At 75.1% G+C, this 14,341-nt stretch carries 15 protein-coding genes; 9 read left to right on the top strand and 6 right to left on the bottom strand.

The features are described from left to right. Position 1: 1 nt before the first annotated feature. The 4 genes from disA to AB0B02_RS12630 all read right to left on the bottom strand — a co-directional run bounded on the left by disA (position 2) and on the right by AB0B02_RS12630 (position 4,632). Positions 2-1,189: a DNA integrity scanning diadenylate cyclase DisA gene (gene disA, locus AB0B02_RS12615; protein WP_281934436.1), complete on the bottom strand. Its 1,188-nt coding sequence runs from the start codon at positions 1,187-1,189 to the stop codon at positions 2-4. A 142-nt stretch (positions 1,190-1,331) separates the two neighbouring features. Continuing rightward, entirely contained in the window at positions 1,332-2,780 is a 1,449-nt protein-coding gene (gene radA, locus AB0B02_RS12620; protein ID WP_281934438.1) for a DNA repair protein RadA, read from the bottom strand. A gap of 108 nt (positions 2,781-2,888) precedes the next feature. After that, on the bottom strand, positions 2,889-3,650 hold the full coding sequence (locus AB0B02_RS12625; protein ID WP_357299850.1) for a hypothetical protein: 762 nt from the start codon (positions 3,648-3,650) through the stop codon (positions 2,889-2,891). A 142-nt stretch (positions 3,651-3,792) separates the two neighbouring features. Continuing rightward, positions 3,793-4,632 carry a UbiA family prenyltransferase gene (locus AB0B02_RS12630; RefSeq protein WP_357299852.1) on the bottom strand — a complete coding sequence of 280 codons (840 nt, stop codon included), beginning with the start codon at positions 4,630-4,632 and terminating at the stop codon, positions 3,793-3,795. A gap of 45 nt (positions 4,633-4,677) precedes the next feature. On the opposite strand from AB0B02_RS12630, the gene AB0B02_RS12635 reads away from it, so the two are divergent. The 4 genes from AB0B02_RS12635 to AB0B02_RS12650 are packed head-to-tail and all read left to right on the top strand — an operon-like array spanning position 4,678 to position 8,345. Continuing rightward, positions 4,678-5,433 carry a methyltransferase domain-containing protein gene (locus AB0B02_RS12635; RefSeq protein WP_281934443.1) on the top strand — a complete coding sequence of 252 codons (756 nt, stop codon included), beginning with the start codon at positions 4,678-4,680 and terminating at the stop codon, positions 5,431-5,433. A gap of 41 nt (positions 5,434-5,474) precedes the next feature. Next, positions 5,475-6,641, top strand: a complete 1,167-nt coding sequence (locus AB0B02_RS12640) for an acyl-CoA dehydrogenase family protein (protein WP_357299855.1) — start codon at positions 5,475-5,477, stop codon at positions 6,639-6,641. A gap of 20 nt (positions 6,642-6,661) precedes the next feature. After that, on the top strand, positions 6,662-7,720 hold the full coding sequence (locus tag AB0B02_RS12645; protein WP_281934669.1) for a type III polyketide synthase: 1,059 nt from the start codon (positions 6,662-6,664) through the stop codon (positions 7,718-7,720). Between the two features lie 31 nt (positions 7,721-7,751). Further along, a complete protein-coding gene (locus tag AB0B02_RS12650; RefSeq protein WP_281934444.1) occupies positions 7,752-8,345 on the top strand; it encodes a hypothetical protein in 594 nt (197 codons plus the stop codon). A gap of 15 nt (positions 8,346-8,360) precedes the next feature. Here the strand turns inward: AB0B02_RS12650 and AB0B02_RS12655 are convergent, their stop codons facing one another. Then, entirely contained in the window at positions 8,361-9,041 is a 681-nt protein-coding gene (locus tag AB0B02_RS12655) for a hypothetical protein (RefSeq protein WP_357299859.1), read from the bottom strand. A gap of 330 nt (positions 9,042-9,371) precedes the next feature. Here AB0B02_RS12655 and AB0B02_RS12660 point away from each other — a divergent pair, with 330 nt between their 5' ends. The 3 genes from AB0B02_RS12660 (at position 9,372) to ispF (ending at position 11,186) form a co-directional block, all read left to right on the top strand. After that, entirely contained in the window at positions 9,372-9,857 is a 486-nt protein-coding gene (locus AB0B02_RS12660; protein WP_091610855.1) for a CarD family transcriptional regulator, read from the top strand. Between the two features lie 53 nt (positions 9,858-9,910). Further along, positions 9,911-10,606, top strand: a complete 696-nt coding sequence (ispD, locus tag AB0B02_RS12665; RefSeq protein ID WP_357300192.1) for a 2-C-methyl-D-erythritol 4-phosphate cytidylyltransferase — start codon at positions 9,911-9,913, stop codon at positions 10,604-10,606. 97 nt (positions 10,607-10,703) lie between these two features. Further along, on the top strand, positions 10,704-11,186 hold the full coding sequence (gene ispF / locus AB0B02_RS12670) for a 2-C-methyl-D-erythritol 2,4-cyclodiphosphate synthase (RefSeq protein WP_357299864.1): 483 nt from the start codon (positions 10,704-10,706) through the stop codon (positions 11,184-11,186). A 36-nt stretch (positions 11,187-11,222) separates the two neighbouring features. Here the strand turns inward: ispF and AB0B02_RS12675 are convergent, their stop codons facing one another. Next, a complete protein-coding gene (locus tag AB0B02_RS12675; RefSeq protein WP_357299867.1) occupies positions 11,223-11,744 on the bottom strand; it encodes a hypothetical protein in 522 nt (173 codons plus the stop codon). Between the two features lie 187 nt (positions 11,745-11,931). On the opposite strand from AB0B02_RS12675, the gene AB0B02_RS12680 reads away from it, so the two are divergent. Continuing rightward, positions 11,932-13,284, top strand: a complete 1,353-nt coding sequence (locus AB0B02_RS12680) for a BTAD domain-containing putative transcriptional regulator (protein WP_357299871.1) — start codon at positions 11,932-11,934, stop codon at positions 13,282-13,284. Between the two features lie 49 nt (positions 13,285-13,333). Then, on the top strand, positions 13,334-14,332 hold the full coding sequence (locus tag AB0B02_RS12685; protein ID WP_357299873.1) for a tetratricopeptide repeat protein: 999 nt from the start codon (positions 13,334-13,336) through the stop codon (positions 14,330-14,332). The last annotated feature ends 9 nt before the right edge of the window (positions 14,333-14,341 follow it).

The raw sequence follows: 14,341 nt of genomic DNA on the forward strand, positions 1-14,341 counted from the left end.
GTCAGACGTACCGCTCCAGGATGGACGCCTCGGCGAGCCGGGACAGGCCCTCGCGGACGCCCCGGGCGCGGGCGTCGCCCACCCCATCGACCGCCTGGAGATCCTCCACTGTCGCACCGAGCAGCCGCTGGAGGCTGCCGAAGTGCACCACCAGCCGGTCGACCACGGCCACGGGCAGCCGGGGCACCTTGGCCAGCAGGCGGAACCCGCGCGGGCTGACCGCCGCGTCGAGCGCGTCCGAGGCGGACGGGTAGCCGATCGCCTTGGCCACCGCCACCAGGTCGATCAGCTCGGTGGCGCTGAGCAGGTCCAGCTCGACGAGCGCCTCGTCGAGCGTGCGCGACTTGCGGCCGACCGGCAGGTAGTCGCGGATGACCAGGGTGCGGTCGGCGTCCACGCCGGCCATCAGCTCGTCGAGCTGGAGCGCCAGCAGCCGGCCGTCGGTGCCCAGCTCCACCACGTAGCCGGCGATCTCGTCGGCGATCCGCCGGACCATCTCCAGCCGCTGCACCACGGCGACCGCGTCGCGGACGGTGACCAGGTCCTCGATCTCCAGCGCGGAGAGCGTGCCGGAGACCTCGTCCAGCCGCAGCTTGTAGCGCTCCAGCGTGGCCAGGGCCTGGTTGGCCCGGGACAGGATCGCCGCGGAGTCGTCGAGCACGTGCCGCTGGCCGTTGACGTAGAGGCTGATGATCCGCATCGACTGGCTGACCGAGATGACCGGGTAGCCGGTCTGCCGGGCCACCCGCTCGGCGGTGCGGTGCCGGGTGCCGGACTCCTCGGTGGGGATGGACGGGTCGGGCATCAGGTGCACGCCGGCCTGGACGATGCGGGTGCCGTCGCTGGAGAGCACCACCGCGCCGTCCATCTTGCACAGCTCGCGGACCCGGGTGGCGGAGAACTCGACGTCCATCGGGAAGCCGCCGGTGCAGATCTGCTCGACCACCTTGTCGTAGCCGAGGACGATCAGCGCGCCGGTGCGACCGCGCAGGATCCGCTCCAGGCCGTCGCGGAGCGCGGTGCCCGGTGCCATCAGGGCGAGATTGGCCCGCAGCGGGTCGGCGCCGGCCCCGCCGACGCTGCCGGCGACGCTCACGCTGATGGCGCGGGTGGGGTTGCCGCTCACGGCGCCGGTGCGGGCCTGCGGCGTCGCCGTTGCGGGCTTGGTGGCATCGCGGTCGATCGGCACGGGCACAGTCTACGGACTGCGGTGCGGTGGGTGCTCTCGTGGTTACTGTGATGTGTCGTGATGTCGGGCGCGACGGGCCGCCCCGGGGCGGCGCGACCTGTCCGGAATCGTCCGCCCGCGCCCGGCACGTGACTACCCACGGTCACTCCGCGGATGCTCGGGCGGCGGCCTGGAGCGCCGCGCGCACGTCCGTGACCTCGATCACCCGCATCTGCTCGGGGGCGACGCCGCCGCTGCCGGGGCCGGCACCGGGCGGCACCAGGGCCAGCCGGAAGCCGAGCCGGGCCGCCTCGGCCAGCCGCCGGGACACCGCGCCGACCCGGCGCACCTCACCGGTGAGGCCGACCTCGCCGATGGCGACCAGGTGCGGGTTGAGCGCGAGGTTGAGCCCGCCGGAGGCCACCGCGAGCGCCACCGCCAGGTCGGCGGCCGGCTCGACCACCCGGATGCCGCCGACGGTGGCGGCGAAGACCTCGCGGTCGTGCAGCGTCAACCGCTCGGTGCGCCGCTGGAGCACGGCCAGGACCATGGCCAGCCGGGCGCCGTCGAGACCGGAGACGGTGCGTCGCGGTGAACCGGCGACCGTGGCCCCGATCAGCGCCTGCACCTCGGTGACCAGCGCCCGCCGGCCCTCCATGGCCACCGTGACGCAGGTGCCCGGCACCGGCTCGGAATAGCGGGTCAGGAACAGGCCGGACGGGTCGGCCAGGCTGCTGATGCCGCCCTCGTGCATCTCGAAGCAGCCCACCTCGTCGGCGGCCCCGAACCGGTTCTTCACGCCGCGCACCATGCGCAGCGAGGAGTGCTTGTCGCCCTCGAAGTGGAGCACCACGTCCACCAGGTGCTCCAGCACCCGGGGGCCGGCCACCTGGCCGTCCTTGGTGACGTGCCCGACCAGGACGGTGGCGATGCCGCGTTCCTTGGCCACCGCGACCACCGCCGCGGTGACCGCGCGCACCTGCGTCACGCCACCGGGCACGCCCTCGGTGCCGGTGGTGGAGATGGTCTGCACCGAGTCGAGCACCAGCAGGCCCGGCTTGACCGCGTCGAGGTGGCCGAGCACCGCCGCCAGGTCGCTCTCGGCGGCCAGGTAGAGCTGGTCGTGCAGGGTGCCCATCCGCTCGGCCCGCAACCGCACCTGGCTGACCGACTCCTCGCCGCTGACCACCAGCGACGGGCTGCCCGCGCCGGCGGCCCACTGCTGGGCCACGTCGAGCAGCAGCGTCGACTTGCCGACGCCGGGCTCACCGGCCAGCAGCACCACCGCGCCGGGCACCAGCCCGCCGCCGAGCACCCGGTCGAGCTCACTGACGCCGGTGGGCCGGGCCCGGGCCGGCGCGGCGCTGATGGTGGCGATCGGCCGGGCCGGCTCGGCCGGCATCCGGGAGCTGACCACCCGGCCGGAGACCAGCGGGCCGGTGACCGTGGACTCGACCACCGAGCCCCACTCGCCGCACTCGGGGCATCGGCCCATCCACTTGGGCGGCTGGTGGCCGCAGGCGTCGCACTCGTAGGCCGGGCGGGGTTCGCGGGCGGCGGCGCGACCGCGGCCGGCGCCGGCGCGGGACGGGGTCGATCGGGGCGTGGTCACCACCGGACGCTATCCGGCCGGTACGACGAACGCCCACCGCCGAGACGACGACACCGCCGCGTGGCGCTGGCCACCGCGGCGGTGTCGGACGGAACGGGGGGTACGGCGTCAGCCGTGGCTGCCGCCCTCGGTGCCACCCTCTTCGGCGGAGTGCTCGCGCGGGTTGACGATCTGGGACGGCTGCGCCGGCGGGGTCAGCGGGACACCGATCGGCGCCGGCGTCTTGATCACCTTGCCGCCGCCGAAGTCGAAGGTCAGGTTGACCTGCTGGCCGACGAGGAGCTTCTGGTTCAGGCCGACGAGCTGGAGGAACCGCGGGTTGCCGCTGTTGAGCTGCGCGTAGCCGAGCGCCGGGATCTCGATCCGGGCCGGCTGGCCGGCGGGCGCCGACGCGCTCTCCGACGGCGACCCGCTGGGCGAGGCGGACGGCGACGCGGGAGCCTCCAGCGACTGGCTGGGGGAGGCGCTCGGGTCGGTGGCGGTGGGCGACGCCGACGCCGGCTCGGTCGGCGAGCCGGTCGGGGTGGCCGCGCCGCTGGAGCCGGCCGCGCCGGTCAGCAGGATCTCCCGGGCGCTGTCGGTGGTGACGGTCACCGTCACCGGGGACTCGCTGTCGTTGTAGATCACCACGTTCAGCGGGGCGGTCGCGCCGGCCTGGTAGCCCTCCGGGCCGGGGAACTGCACGTAGAGCCCGCGCACCTTGTAGAGGTTGTCGGAGGTCTGGACGTTGACGCCCTGGACCGACGGGATCTTGTTGGCGGTCTCGGCGATCTGACCGGCGCCGCACCCGGACAGCAGCAGGCTCGCCGCCGCCGCCGAGCCGGCCAACAGCAGGGCCGGTCGCCGGGAACCCCTGATCGAGCGCGTCACGTCGGTCCTCCTCGTCACGATCCCCGCCCGGTCGACCCCCGGACACGGGGTGGCCATACCCGCGCAGACCGCGCTCCAGGGTAGTTGGAGCTGATCGAGGCCCGCACGCGGACCCGGCAATGCCATCCTCGGTGGCGACGGCTCAGACCACCCGGCCGTTCGCCACCAGCAGCACCACATCGATGAGCGCCACCACCAGCACCGACCGGAAGGCGGCCACCGGCCGGCCACCGGTGGCGGTCGCGGCGCGCCCGGCGTACCAACCGAGGGCCGGCACCGCGACGGCGGCGGCAACCGCCGACAGGCCGGTCCACGACGGCGGTCCGGGCGGACCGAACACCAGCGCGACGGTGGCGGCGAGGAGCAGCCCGGCGGCGGCCAGCCGGCTGCCCGCGGGGCCCAGCCGGTGGGGCAGCCCGCGCACCCCGGTGCGGGCGTCGTCGGCCAGGTCGGGCAGCACGTTCGCGAAGTGCGCCCCGGCGCCCAGCAGCGCGGCGGCGGCCACCAGCCAGGCCGGCGGCGTGGGCGAGCCGGGCCGGGCCAGCACCACGAACGCGGGCAGCGCGCCGAACGAGACCGCGTAGGGCAGCACCGACACCGCCGTCGACTTCAGCGGCTTGTTGTAGAGCAGCGCGGAGACCAGCCCCAGCGTGGCGCAGGCCGCGGCGGCCGGGCCGCCGGTCAGCGCCAGCAGCGGGGTGGCGACGGCGGCCACCGCGGTGGCCCGGGCCAGCGTCGGCCGGGCGACCGCGCCGGTGGTCACCGGTTTGTCGGTACGCCCCACCGCGGCGTCCCGGTCGGCGTCGATCAGGTCGTTGCTCCAGCCGACGGCGAGCTGGCTGGCCAGCACCGTCAGCGCCACCATGGCCACGCCGGCGGCGGAGTGCCCGACGCCGGCGGCGAGCAGCGCGGCGACCACGACGACCGCCGCGGCCGGCTCCGGATGGCTCGCTCTGACCAGCCCTAACACCCGCGTCGACATAAGGGAAGTCTGGTCGTTACCGGGGAGTCGTGCCACGCTCGGTCCATGCCCGACGCGTCGCCGGTGTCCAGCCCGCACCGGGCGCTGTCCCGGAACGACCCCCGGCAGTACGACGACCTGGCCGGCGAGTGGTGGCGAGCCGACGGCGCCTTCGCCATGCTGCACTGGCTGGCCCGCGCCCGCGCCGCCCTGGTGCCCCCGGCGTCCACCCGGGACGACCTGCTCGTCGACCTCGGCTGCGGGGCCGGGCTGCTGGCGCCGCACCTGGCCGGCAAGGGCTACCGGCACGTCGGGGTGGACCTGACCCGCTCCGCGCTCGACCAGGCCGCCACGCACGGCGTGACAGTGCTCCAGGGCGACGCCACCGCCGTGCCGCTGGCCGACGGCTGTGCCGCCGTGGTCTCCGCCGGTGAGCTGCTGGAGCACGTGCCGGACTGGCGGCGGGCGGTGGCCGAGGCGTGCCGGTTGCTGCGGCCCGGCGGCCTGCTGGTGCTGGACACGCTCAACGACACGCTGCTGGCCCGGCTGGTCGCGGTGGAGCTGGGCGAACGGCTGCCGACCGTGCCGCGCGGCATCCACGACCACCGGTTGTTCGTGGACGCCCGCGCGCTGGTCGCCGAGTGCGCCCGGCACGGCGTGTCGTTGCGCCTGCGCGGGGTCCGGCCGGAGCTGGGCGGCACGCTGGCCTGGTTGCTGCGCCGGTGGCGGGGCGGTGACCGTCCGGTGCGGACGGAGCCGCGCATCGTGCCGACGCGGTCGACGGCGGTGCTCTACCAGGGCAGTGGGCGCCGGGGCGGATAGCGGAGGTCACCGGGGGTAAGGGACGCCGAGAAGGGGGCGACATGACCGTGTACGCGCTGGAGGCGGCCCGCCGGTTGGCGCCGCGACTGGCCGCCCGGGCGGCCAGGCACGACCGGGACGGCTCGTTCCCGGTGGACGACTTCGCCGACCTTCGCCAGGCCGGCCTGTTCGGCCTGATGGTCCCGCGTGAGCTGGGCGGGCAGGGCGCGACCTTCGCCGAGTACGCCGCCGTCGCCACCGAGCTGGCCCGGGGCAACGGCGCCACCGCGCTGGTGTTCAACATGCACGCCTCGGTCACCGGGGCGTTGGGCGCGGTGACCGAGGAGCTGGCCGAGGCGCTCGGCGTACCGGAGGAGGCGCTGGCCGCCCGCGACCGGCTGTTGCGCGCGGCGGCCGACGGCGCGTGGTACGCGGTGGCGATGAGCGAGCGCGGCGCGGGCGCGCGGCTGTCCCAGCTCAGCACCGTCTACGAACCGGTCGACGGTGGCTGGCACGTCAAGGGCAGCAAGACGTTCTGCTCCGGCGCCGGCCACCCGGACGGCTACCTGGTGGCCGCGCGCAGCGCCACCGACCAGTCGGTGGTCTCCCAGTTCCTGGTGCCGGCCGGGGAGGGGATCACGGTCGAGCCGACCTGGGACTCGCTCGGCATGCGCGCCACCTCCTCGCACGACCTGCACCTGGACGTGACCGTCCCGGCCGACCGGCTGCTCGGCGGCGTGGAGGGGTTGGCGCTGGTGGTGGCCCAGCTCATGCCGCACTGGCTGGTGGCCAGCTACGCCGCCGTCTACGTCGGGGTGGCCCGGGCCGCGATCGACGCCGCCGCCGAGCACCTGAACACCCGCGGCCTGGCCGGGCTGCCGGCGGTCCGGGCCCGGCTGGGCCGGGCGGACGCGGCCACCGCCGCCGCCGAGCTGGTGGTCGCCGAGGCGGCCCGCCGGGTCGACGAGGAACCCGGCTCCGCCGAGACGAACCGCTGGGTGTGGCGGGCCAAGCTGCTGGCCGGCACCACCGCCGCGGAGGTGGCGGCGTCCATGCTGGAGGCGGCCGGCACGTCGGCGACCCGCCGCGGTCATCCGTTGGAGCGCCTCTACCGGGACGCCCGGTGCGGCTCGCTGCACCCCGCCACCTCCGACGTGTGCGCCGACTGGCTCGGCATCGCCGCGCTCGGCGGCGACCCGGACCGGGACAGCACGGTCCCTCGTTGGTGAGCGGAGACAGTTGTCGAGAGGTGGGGGACGTGGGCGTACCGGTGATCGCGGGTCTGGGCATGGCGCTGCCGCCGGGCGCCGCGCAGGACGAGCTGTGGACGGGTTTCTTCGAGAAGCACTTCTCGGGCACCACGCGGGTGCTGGCCGAGAAGATCTTCGCCAACTCCGGGGTGACCCGGCGGCAGGCGGCGGTGAATCCGCTGCTGGAGGACGTCTCGGAGTGGCCGACCGAGCGTCGGATGCGCCGCTACCAGGTCGAGGCGTTGCCGCTCGGGAAGGAGGCGGTCAGCCGCGCGCTCACCGCCGCCGGCCTGGACGCCGGCGACGTCGGGCTGTTCGTGGTCTGCTCCTGCACCGGTTACGCGACGCCCGGCCTGGACATCCTGCTGGCCCGTGACCTCGGCATGGCCCCGGACACCCAGCGCATGTTCGTCGGCCACATGGGTTGTTACGCGGCGCTGCCCGGGCTCGGCGCGGCGAGCGACTTCGTCACCGCGCGGGGGCGGCCGGCGCTGCTGCTCTGCGCGGAGCTGACCAGCCTGCACATCCAGCCGCCGGGTGCCCGGGTGGACACCCAGCAGATCGTCTCGCACGCGCTGTTCTCGGACGCCGCGGTCGCCGCCGTGGTCGTCCCGGGCGGCCCGGGGTACGCGTTGCGCGAGGTCACCTCCGTCACCGACACCTCCACCGCCGACCACATGACCTGGGACGTCACCGACACCGGCTTCCGGATGGGGCTGTCGCCGAAGGTGCCGAAGGTGCTGTCCCGGTTCGTCCGTGACCTGGTGGACGACCTGTTGGCCCGGCACGGGTACGACCGGTCCGGGGTGGACGGCTGGGCGGTGCACCCGGGTGGCCCCCGGATCCTCAACGTGGTGGAGCGTGAGCTGGAGCTGCCGCCGACGGCGCTGGCGGCGTCCCGGGAGACGCTCGCCGAGCACGGCAACTGTTCGTCCCCGACGGTGCTGCTGATCCTGGACCGGCTGAGCCGTGCGCCGTCGCCGCCGCGCCGGGTGGTGATGCTCGCGTTCGGGCCGGGGCTGACGCTCTACGCGGCCCTGCTGGAGCGCACGGGCTGACGGTTCGCCGTGGCGTCGATACGCTGCCGGCATGGCCTCGGAGGAGCGGATCCGGCGGGCAGTGCTGGTGGGCCTGACCGTGTTGGCGTTGGCGGTCGGCGCGTGGTGGTGGCGGTCGGCGGCGCCGTGGTTGGGCACGACGGTCGGCCCCTCCACCGACGAACTCGCCCGGTCCCGGGTGGATCTCGACGCGCGGCCCGGGTCGACACCGCCCGAGCAGCCGACACCCCGGTCCCGGATGGTGGCCGAGGTCGATCCCCGCACCGGCGAGGTCCGTTCGCCGGTGGTGGTCGACGTGGAGCCCGACGGCGGGACGCGCCAGGGCAACGTGTCCCACGTGGTGTGGCGGGAGACGTCGCGGCTGACGCCGGGTGGCCCGCCGGTCGTGCGGCAGGCGAACCCGGCGCCGGGTGACGAGTACCGGCTGTCGGTGGGCTGCGCCGGTGACGGCGCCGTGTCGATGCGGGTGGTCGGTGCCGGCGCCGACGGCGTCGAGCGGGTGCTGAGCTGCGGCGGGCAGGTGACCGTCGGGTTCCTGGACGGCACGGGCGCGCCGGTGTGGGTGCGGTTCGCCGCGCTGCGGGGCGAGGTCGAGCTGAACGCCCGGCTGGAGGCGCTCTACTGAGCCGCTGAGCCGGGTTCAGCCGGCCAACCGGGCCAGGTCGGCCTGGTAGTCCGCCGCCGGCCCCAGCTCCGGCACCATCCGGACCAGCGTGCCCCGCCGGTCCACGAGCAGCGCGGCGGCGGTGCCCGGCCGGGCCGAGAGATGCAGGTAGGAGCGCAGGCCGCCGGCCGGGTCGCCGAGCGGGCGTACGCCGGTCGCGGTGGCGGGCCCGGCGCTGCGGCCCTCGGTCACGGTGACCACGGTGACTCCGGTGGGCGCGGTGGCCGCCGCCGTGCCGACCTGCTCGGCGCAGGCGCAGGCGTCGACCAGGATGATCATGGCGGGGAGCAGGCTGCGTAGTGGCACCGGTGTGTTGTCGGCGCCGACCAGGTCGAGCGCGGGCAGCGGGCCGATCGCCGCGGGGGTGGACCGGGGCAGCACGGTCGGCACGCCGGGGGAGCGGTGGGGTCGTGGCCAGGTGACGGCGGCCAGCCCGGCGAGCGTGATCAGCACTGCGGCCAGCAGCGCCAGCAGGTGAAGCGTGAACCGGGCCGGACGCCCGGCGGGGCGCGGGGCGCGGCGCAGCTCCCGGCGGATCTGCCGGGCCTCGTCGGCGAGCGCCGAGGCGTCGTCGGGCACGACGACGCGACCCCACTCCGGTGGCAGCCCCGGCAGGCCGTCCGCCGGCCCCTGGCCGTCAGCGTCAGGCACGCCCATCGGACCCCCAGGAACGTCTCGGCGAGCGGACGTCACGTCCACCACCAGCGTCCCGCACCGGGGGCCGTACCGCCACACCTGGGCGCGGGTGGAGTTGCGGAGCTACCATGGAAGGAGCGCATTGCCCTAGATCTGATCGCTCCGGTCGTCACCCGTACCGGGTAGTTATTTGTTCGTCACGGAGCGTGGTTAAACCATCGTCTTGGCCTCCTGTCAAGCCGAAGAAATACCTCTCACAGGGCCCCTGAGCTGCGCCAACGATCAGGACAGCGGTGAGACATCGGTGCCTGAGCGTGTTACCCTAGACACAGCGAAAGGGGTTTCGAACCTATGGTTTTCAGTGTCGGCGAGACCGTTGTTTACCCCCACCACGGGGCCGCACTCATCGAGGCAATCGAGACTCGGGTCATCAAGGGCGAGCCCAGGGAGTACCTCGTCCTGAGGGTCGCGCAGGGTGACCTGACGGTCCGGGTGCCCGCCGAGAACGCCGAGATCGTGGGTGTGCGCGAGGTGGTCGGCGAAGAGGGCCTGGGCAAGGTCTTCGACGTGCTCCGTGCTCCGCACACCGAGGAGCCCACCAACTGGTCGCGGCGTTACAAGGCAAATCTGGAGAAGCTGGCCTCCGGCAACCCGCTGAAGGTGGCCGAGGTCGTCCGCGACCTGTGGCGCCGGGAGCGGGAGCGGGGCCTGTCGGCGGGCGAGAAGCGCATGCTCGCCAAGGCCCGTGACATCCTCGTGGGTGAGGTCGCGCTGGCCGAGAAGAGCACGAAGGACGAGGCGGAGTCGCTGCTCGACAAGGTGCTGACCGAAGCCTGATCCGCACCGCTGCCTCTACCCGCAGCACCATGAACGAAACCGAGGACCGCGACGTGACCGCGCAGCTCAATCCGCGCGGTGACGTCGCGGTCCTCGTTCCTGCGGCCGGTGCCGGCGTACGCCTCGGCCCCGGCGCTCCCAAGGCGCTCCGGGCGCTCGGCGGCGAGCCGCTGCTGGTGCACGCCGTCCGCCGGATCGCCGCCGCGCCGTCGGTGCACACGATCGTGGTGGCCGCGCCGGCCGCCGACGTCGAGTCGGTGCGGGCGCTGCTGGCCCCGGTGGCGCCGGTGACCGTGGTGCCGGGCGGCGCCGAACGCCAGGCTTCCGTCGCGGCGGCGCTCGCCGCCGTGCCGGCCGGGCCGGAGATCGTCCTGGTCCATGACGCGGCCCGGGCGCTCACCCCGCCCGAGCTGGTCGAGTCGGTGGCCGCGGCGGTCCGTGGCGGGCACGACGCGGTGATCCCGGTGCTGCCGGTGGTCGACACGATCAAGGAGGTCGACGCCGTCGAGCGGGTGCTCGGCACCGTCGACCGGGCCGTCCTGCGCGCGGTGCAGACGCCGCAGGGCTTCCGCCGGCCGGTGCTGACCGCCGCGCACCGGGCGGCAGGTGATCCACTCACCGACGACGCCGGCCTGGTGGAGAAGCAGGGCGTCACGGTGTTCTGCGTGCCCGGCTCCGAGCTGGCCCTGAAGATCACCCGCCCGTTCGACCTGACCCTGGCCGAACACCTCCTGGCCACCGGCGCCTGACCGGCGACCTCCGGAGTTGACCAAGGGGTTTGCGTCGCCGTCCGGCCCGACGGTGACCCGAACTCCTTGATCACGGCGTACGCGTACGCTCGGCGTCATGATCGTTCCTCGGGTGGCCGTCGGCACCGACGTGCACGCGTTCGCGGCCGGTCGGCCCTGCTGGGTCGCGGGCCTGCACTGGCCGGGGCAGGACGGCCTGGCCGGCCACTCGGACGCCGACGTGGTGGCGCACGCCGCCTGCAACGCGTTGCTCTCCGCCGCCGGCCTCGGCGACCTGGGCGCCAACTACGGCGTCGACCAGCCGGAGTGGGCCGGTGCCTCCGGGGTGGCGCTGTTGACCGAGAGCGCGCGCCGGGTGCGGGCGGCCGGTTTCGTGATCGGCAACGTGTCGGTGCAGGTGGTCGGCAACCGGCCCCGGATCGGGTCGCGGCGGGACGAGGCGCAGCGGGTGCTCTCCGAGGCGGTCGGCGCACCGGTCACCGTGTCCGCGGCGACCACCGACGGCCTGGGCTTCACCGGGCGCGGCGAAGGACTGGCCGGCATCGCGGTGGCGCTGGTGTACCAGGCGCCGACGGCCTGACCCGGCGACCGGGGACGCCGGTCGCCGGGCCGGCGTTCAGTCCACGTCGGTGCAGACGTTGTGGGTCGTGCCGTGGAGCATCGTGATGGTCTTGTCGAAGGTGGGCGTGAACGCCACCCGGAACTGGCCGTCGACGATCCACAGCCCCTTCGGCAGCGTGCCGGCGTTCTCCCGGAAGCCGAGCAATACCGGGCCCGTGACGTACCAGGTCATCGACCCGTCCGTGGCGTGGACCACGAGCGAGGTGCCGCTCGCGTCGGCCGTGGAGGTGGCACCGGTCTCCAGGTTGGTCACCCGGTCGAGCAGGGCGCCGGTGAACAGTTCCCGCTTCGGTGAGCCGTCCGGGTAGGTCTCCAGCGTCAGCTTCCGCACCTCGTCGACGATCGGCTCCACCCGAACCGCGAACGTGCACCGGGCGCCGGCGGGCAACTCGAACGCCTCCTGCGGCGCGGGCACCCAGGCGCCCGGAGAACGGTCGGCGGCGGATGCCGGACCGGGAAGGCTCGCCACGACCGCCGCCACGACCGCCGTCACCGCGGCGCTCATCCCGACTCGCATGGTCACTCCATCCTGTTGCTGACCGGGGCCGGACCAGGATCGTGCCGCCGGCTCACCACCGGCTCACCGCTTTCGCCCCGGCAGTCGGGTCGATCGTTCGGCCGTCCCCGCCCGGCGACCGGGCTGCCCACCACGCGCTCACCGCCGGGTGACAACCGCAGGCCCCGGTCCCCCCGTCCTGTTCGGTATGGAGTTCCGCCTGCTCGGGCCGTTCGAGGCCCGCCACGACGGCCGGACCGTCGAGCTGGGCGTCCGGCGTCAGGAGCGCTGCCTGCTCGGGCTGCTGCTGCTCGACACAGGCCGGGTGGTGTCGACCGACCGGCTCGCCGACCTGCTGTGGAACGGCCGGCCACCGGCCGCGGCCCGGGGCGCGGTGCAGACGTACGTCGGGCGGTTGCGGGCCGCGTTGCACCCGTACGGGGTGCGGATCGGCACCCGGGGCGGGGGCTACGTCGTCGACCGGGTCGGGCATCGGGTCGACGTCGACGAGTTCGGCGACCTGGTCCGGGTGGCCGGCGTCACCGCCGAGCCGGACGCGCGGGTGCGGCTGCTCGACCGGGGGCTGGCCCTCTGGCGGGGGCCGCTGCTCGCCGACGTGGCGGACGGCGAGCTGCGCGACCGGCTGCACGGAACCGTCGAGGAGCTTCGCCTGGTCGCGGTGGAGCTGCGCGCCGAGGCGCAGCTCGCGTTGGGGCGGCACGGGCCGGCGATCGCGGATCTACTGCCGCTGGTGGCCCGGCACCCCACCCGGGAACAGCTCGTGGCCGTCCTGATGACCGCGCTGTACCGGGGGGCCCGACGGGCCGACGCGCTGCGGCTCTACCGCACCACGCGGGAGCGGCTCGCGGTGGACGTCGGCGTCGAGCCGGGGCCCCGGCTGCGGGAGGTGTACCGCCGGGTGCTCGCCGGTGACGACCGGCTGGAGCGGTCCGGGCGGCCGGTGTACGAGGTCCGGGTCCGCGACGAGAGCCTGCCGTGGAGCGTCGGCGGCCACCCCGCGCTCGACTTCTGCAACACGTACGCGGGGTGGGGTCGAGACTCTCCCCTGCCTGGCGCGGAGTGGCTGCGCGGCTACCGGACGCTCGCCGTCTGGGCGGGCCACGTCGGGCTGACCGACGAGGTGTCGGTGAACCGGCTGCTGCACCTCGCCCGACGTGACCCCGGCACCGCGGAGGCGGTGCTCGCCGAGGCCCGTACGCTGCGGACCGCGCTCTACGCCAGCCTGGTCGATCCGGCGGACCGTCGGGCCTTCGACGCGGTCGCCCGCGCCGCCGGAGCGGCTGCCCGGACGGCGGTGTTCCGGCGGACGGCGGACGGGCGCGGTCGCTGGTGGATCGACCTCGCCGCCGGGCTGCGGCTGCCCGTGCACGCCGCCGCGTTCAGCGCCGCGCAACTGCTCGCCGATCCGGGCCGGCTCACGGTTCGGGCCTGCCCGGACGAACGCTGCGGGTGGTTGTTCCTGGACGACAGCGGCCTGCGCAGGTGGTGCAGTCTCGGGACCTGCGGGGGCGGGGCGGGCGCGTCCTGCCGCAGCATCTGACCGCGCGCTGACGGGCAGCTGACCAGCCGGGGCGGCTAGGCTCGCCGGGATGCCGAGTGACGCCGCCCCCGACCAGTCCGCCGCCGACGGCTACCTGCAACGCGCCCACCTCCTCGCCGAGCTGGGCCGCTACGACGAGGGGATCGGCGAGCTGACCGCGCTGATCGCGGCGGAGCCCGCGCACCTCGCCGCGCTGACCATGCTGGCCCGGATGCAGCTCGCCGCCGGTCGTCCCGCCGAGGCGCTGACGGTGGCCGAGGCGGCGGTCGCCGCCGCGCCGGGGAACGCGCCGGCGCTTGTCGCACGCGGGTTCGCGCTGCTCGACCTGGAACGTTGGAAGGCCGCCGCGGGCACCGCGGACGAACTCCTGGCGCTGGGCCCGACCGACGCGTACGCGCAGCGCAGCGCCGCCGCCATCCTGTCCGCCTCGCGCAACGGGCAGCCGGCGCTGGACGCGGCCTGGCGGGGTGTCGAGCTGACGCCGGACGAGCCGGAGGCGCACCTCGTGCTCGGCCTGGTCGCGGTTCGGCTGGAGCTGTTCGACCTGGCCGAGCGGGCCTACCGGGAGGCGTTGCGGCTGGACCCGGAGCTGGCCGGCGCGGGGCGCGACCCGGGCGTGGCCCGGCTGGAGCGACGGCGGTACGCGGAGACACTGGAGCACCTGACCGAGGCGGCCGACATCTCCCCGCCCGGCCCCGATCCGGTGCGCGCCGTCGACGGGGGCGTACGCCGGCTCGTGCTGTCCGCCGCCGGCTGGTCGCTGGCCGCGACCGTGCTGGTCGCCGCGCTCGGACCGACCGCGCCGGTCGCGTCCCGGCTGCTCGCAGTGCTGGCGGCGGTCGGGGTGGGGCTGCTGGCCTGGCGGCCGGTGACCCGGCTCCCCGGCGCGCGGGACGCGATGTCCCGGGGGCTGGCGCCGGCCGTCTACGCGGGGGCTGCCGCGCCGGTGCTGCTGGTGGTCTACGCGTTGGTCGGCGGCCCGTGGCCGCTGGTGGGCGCCGTCACGGCCTCGGTGGTCGCCGGATTCGCCCTGCTCAACCGGGGGTAGGAAAGTCGA

Source organism: Micromonospora sp. NPDC049240 (assembly GCF_040647835.1).
In the GTDB taxonomy this organism is placed as follows: domain Bacteria; phylum Actinomycetota; class Actinomycetes; order Mycobacteriales; family Micromonosporaceae; genus Micromonospora.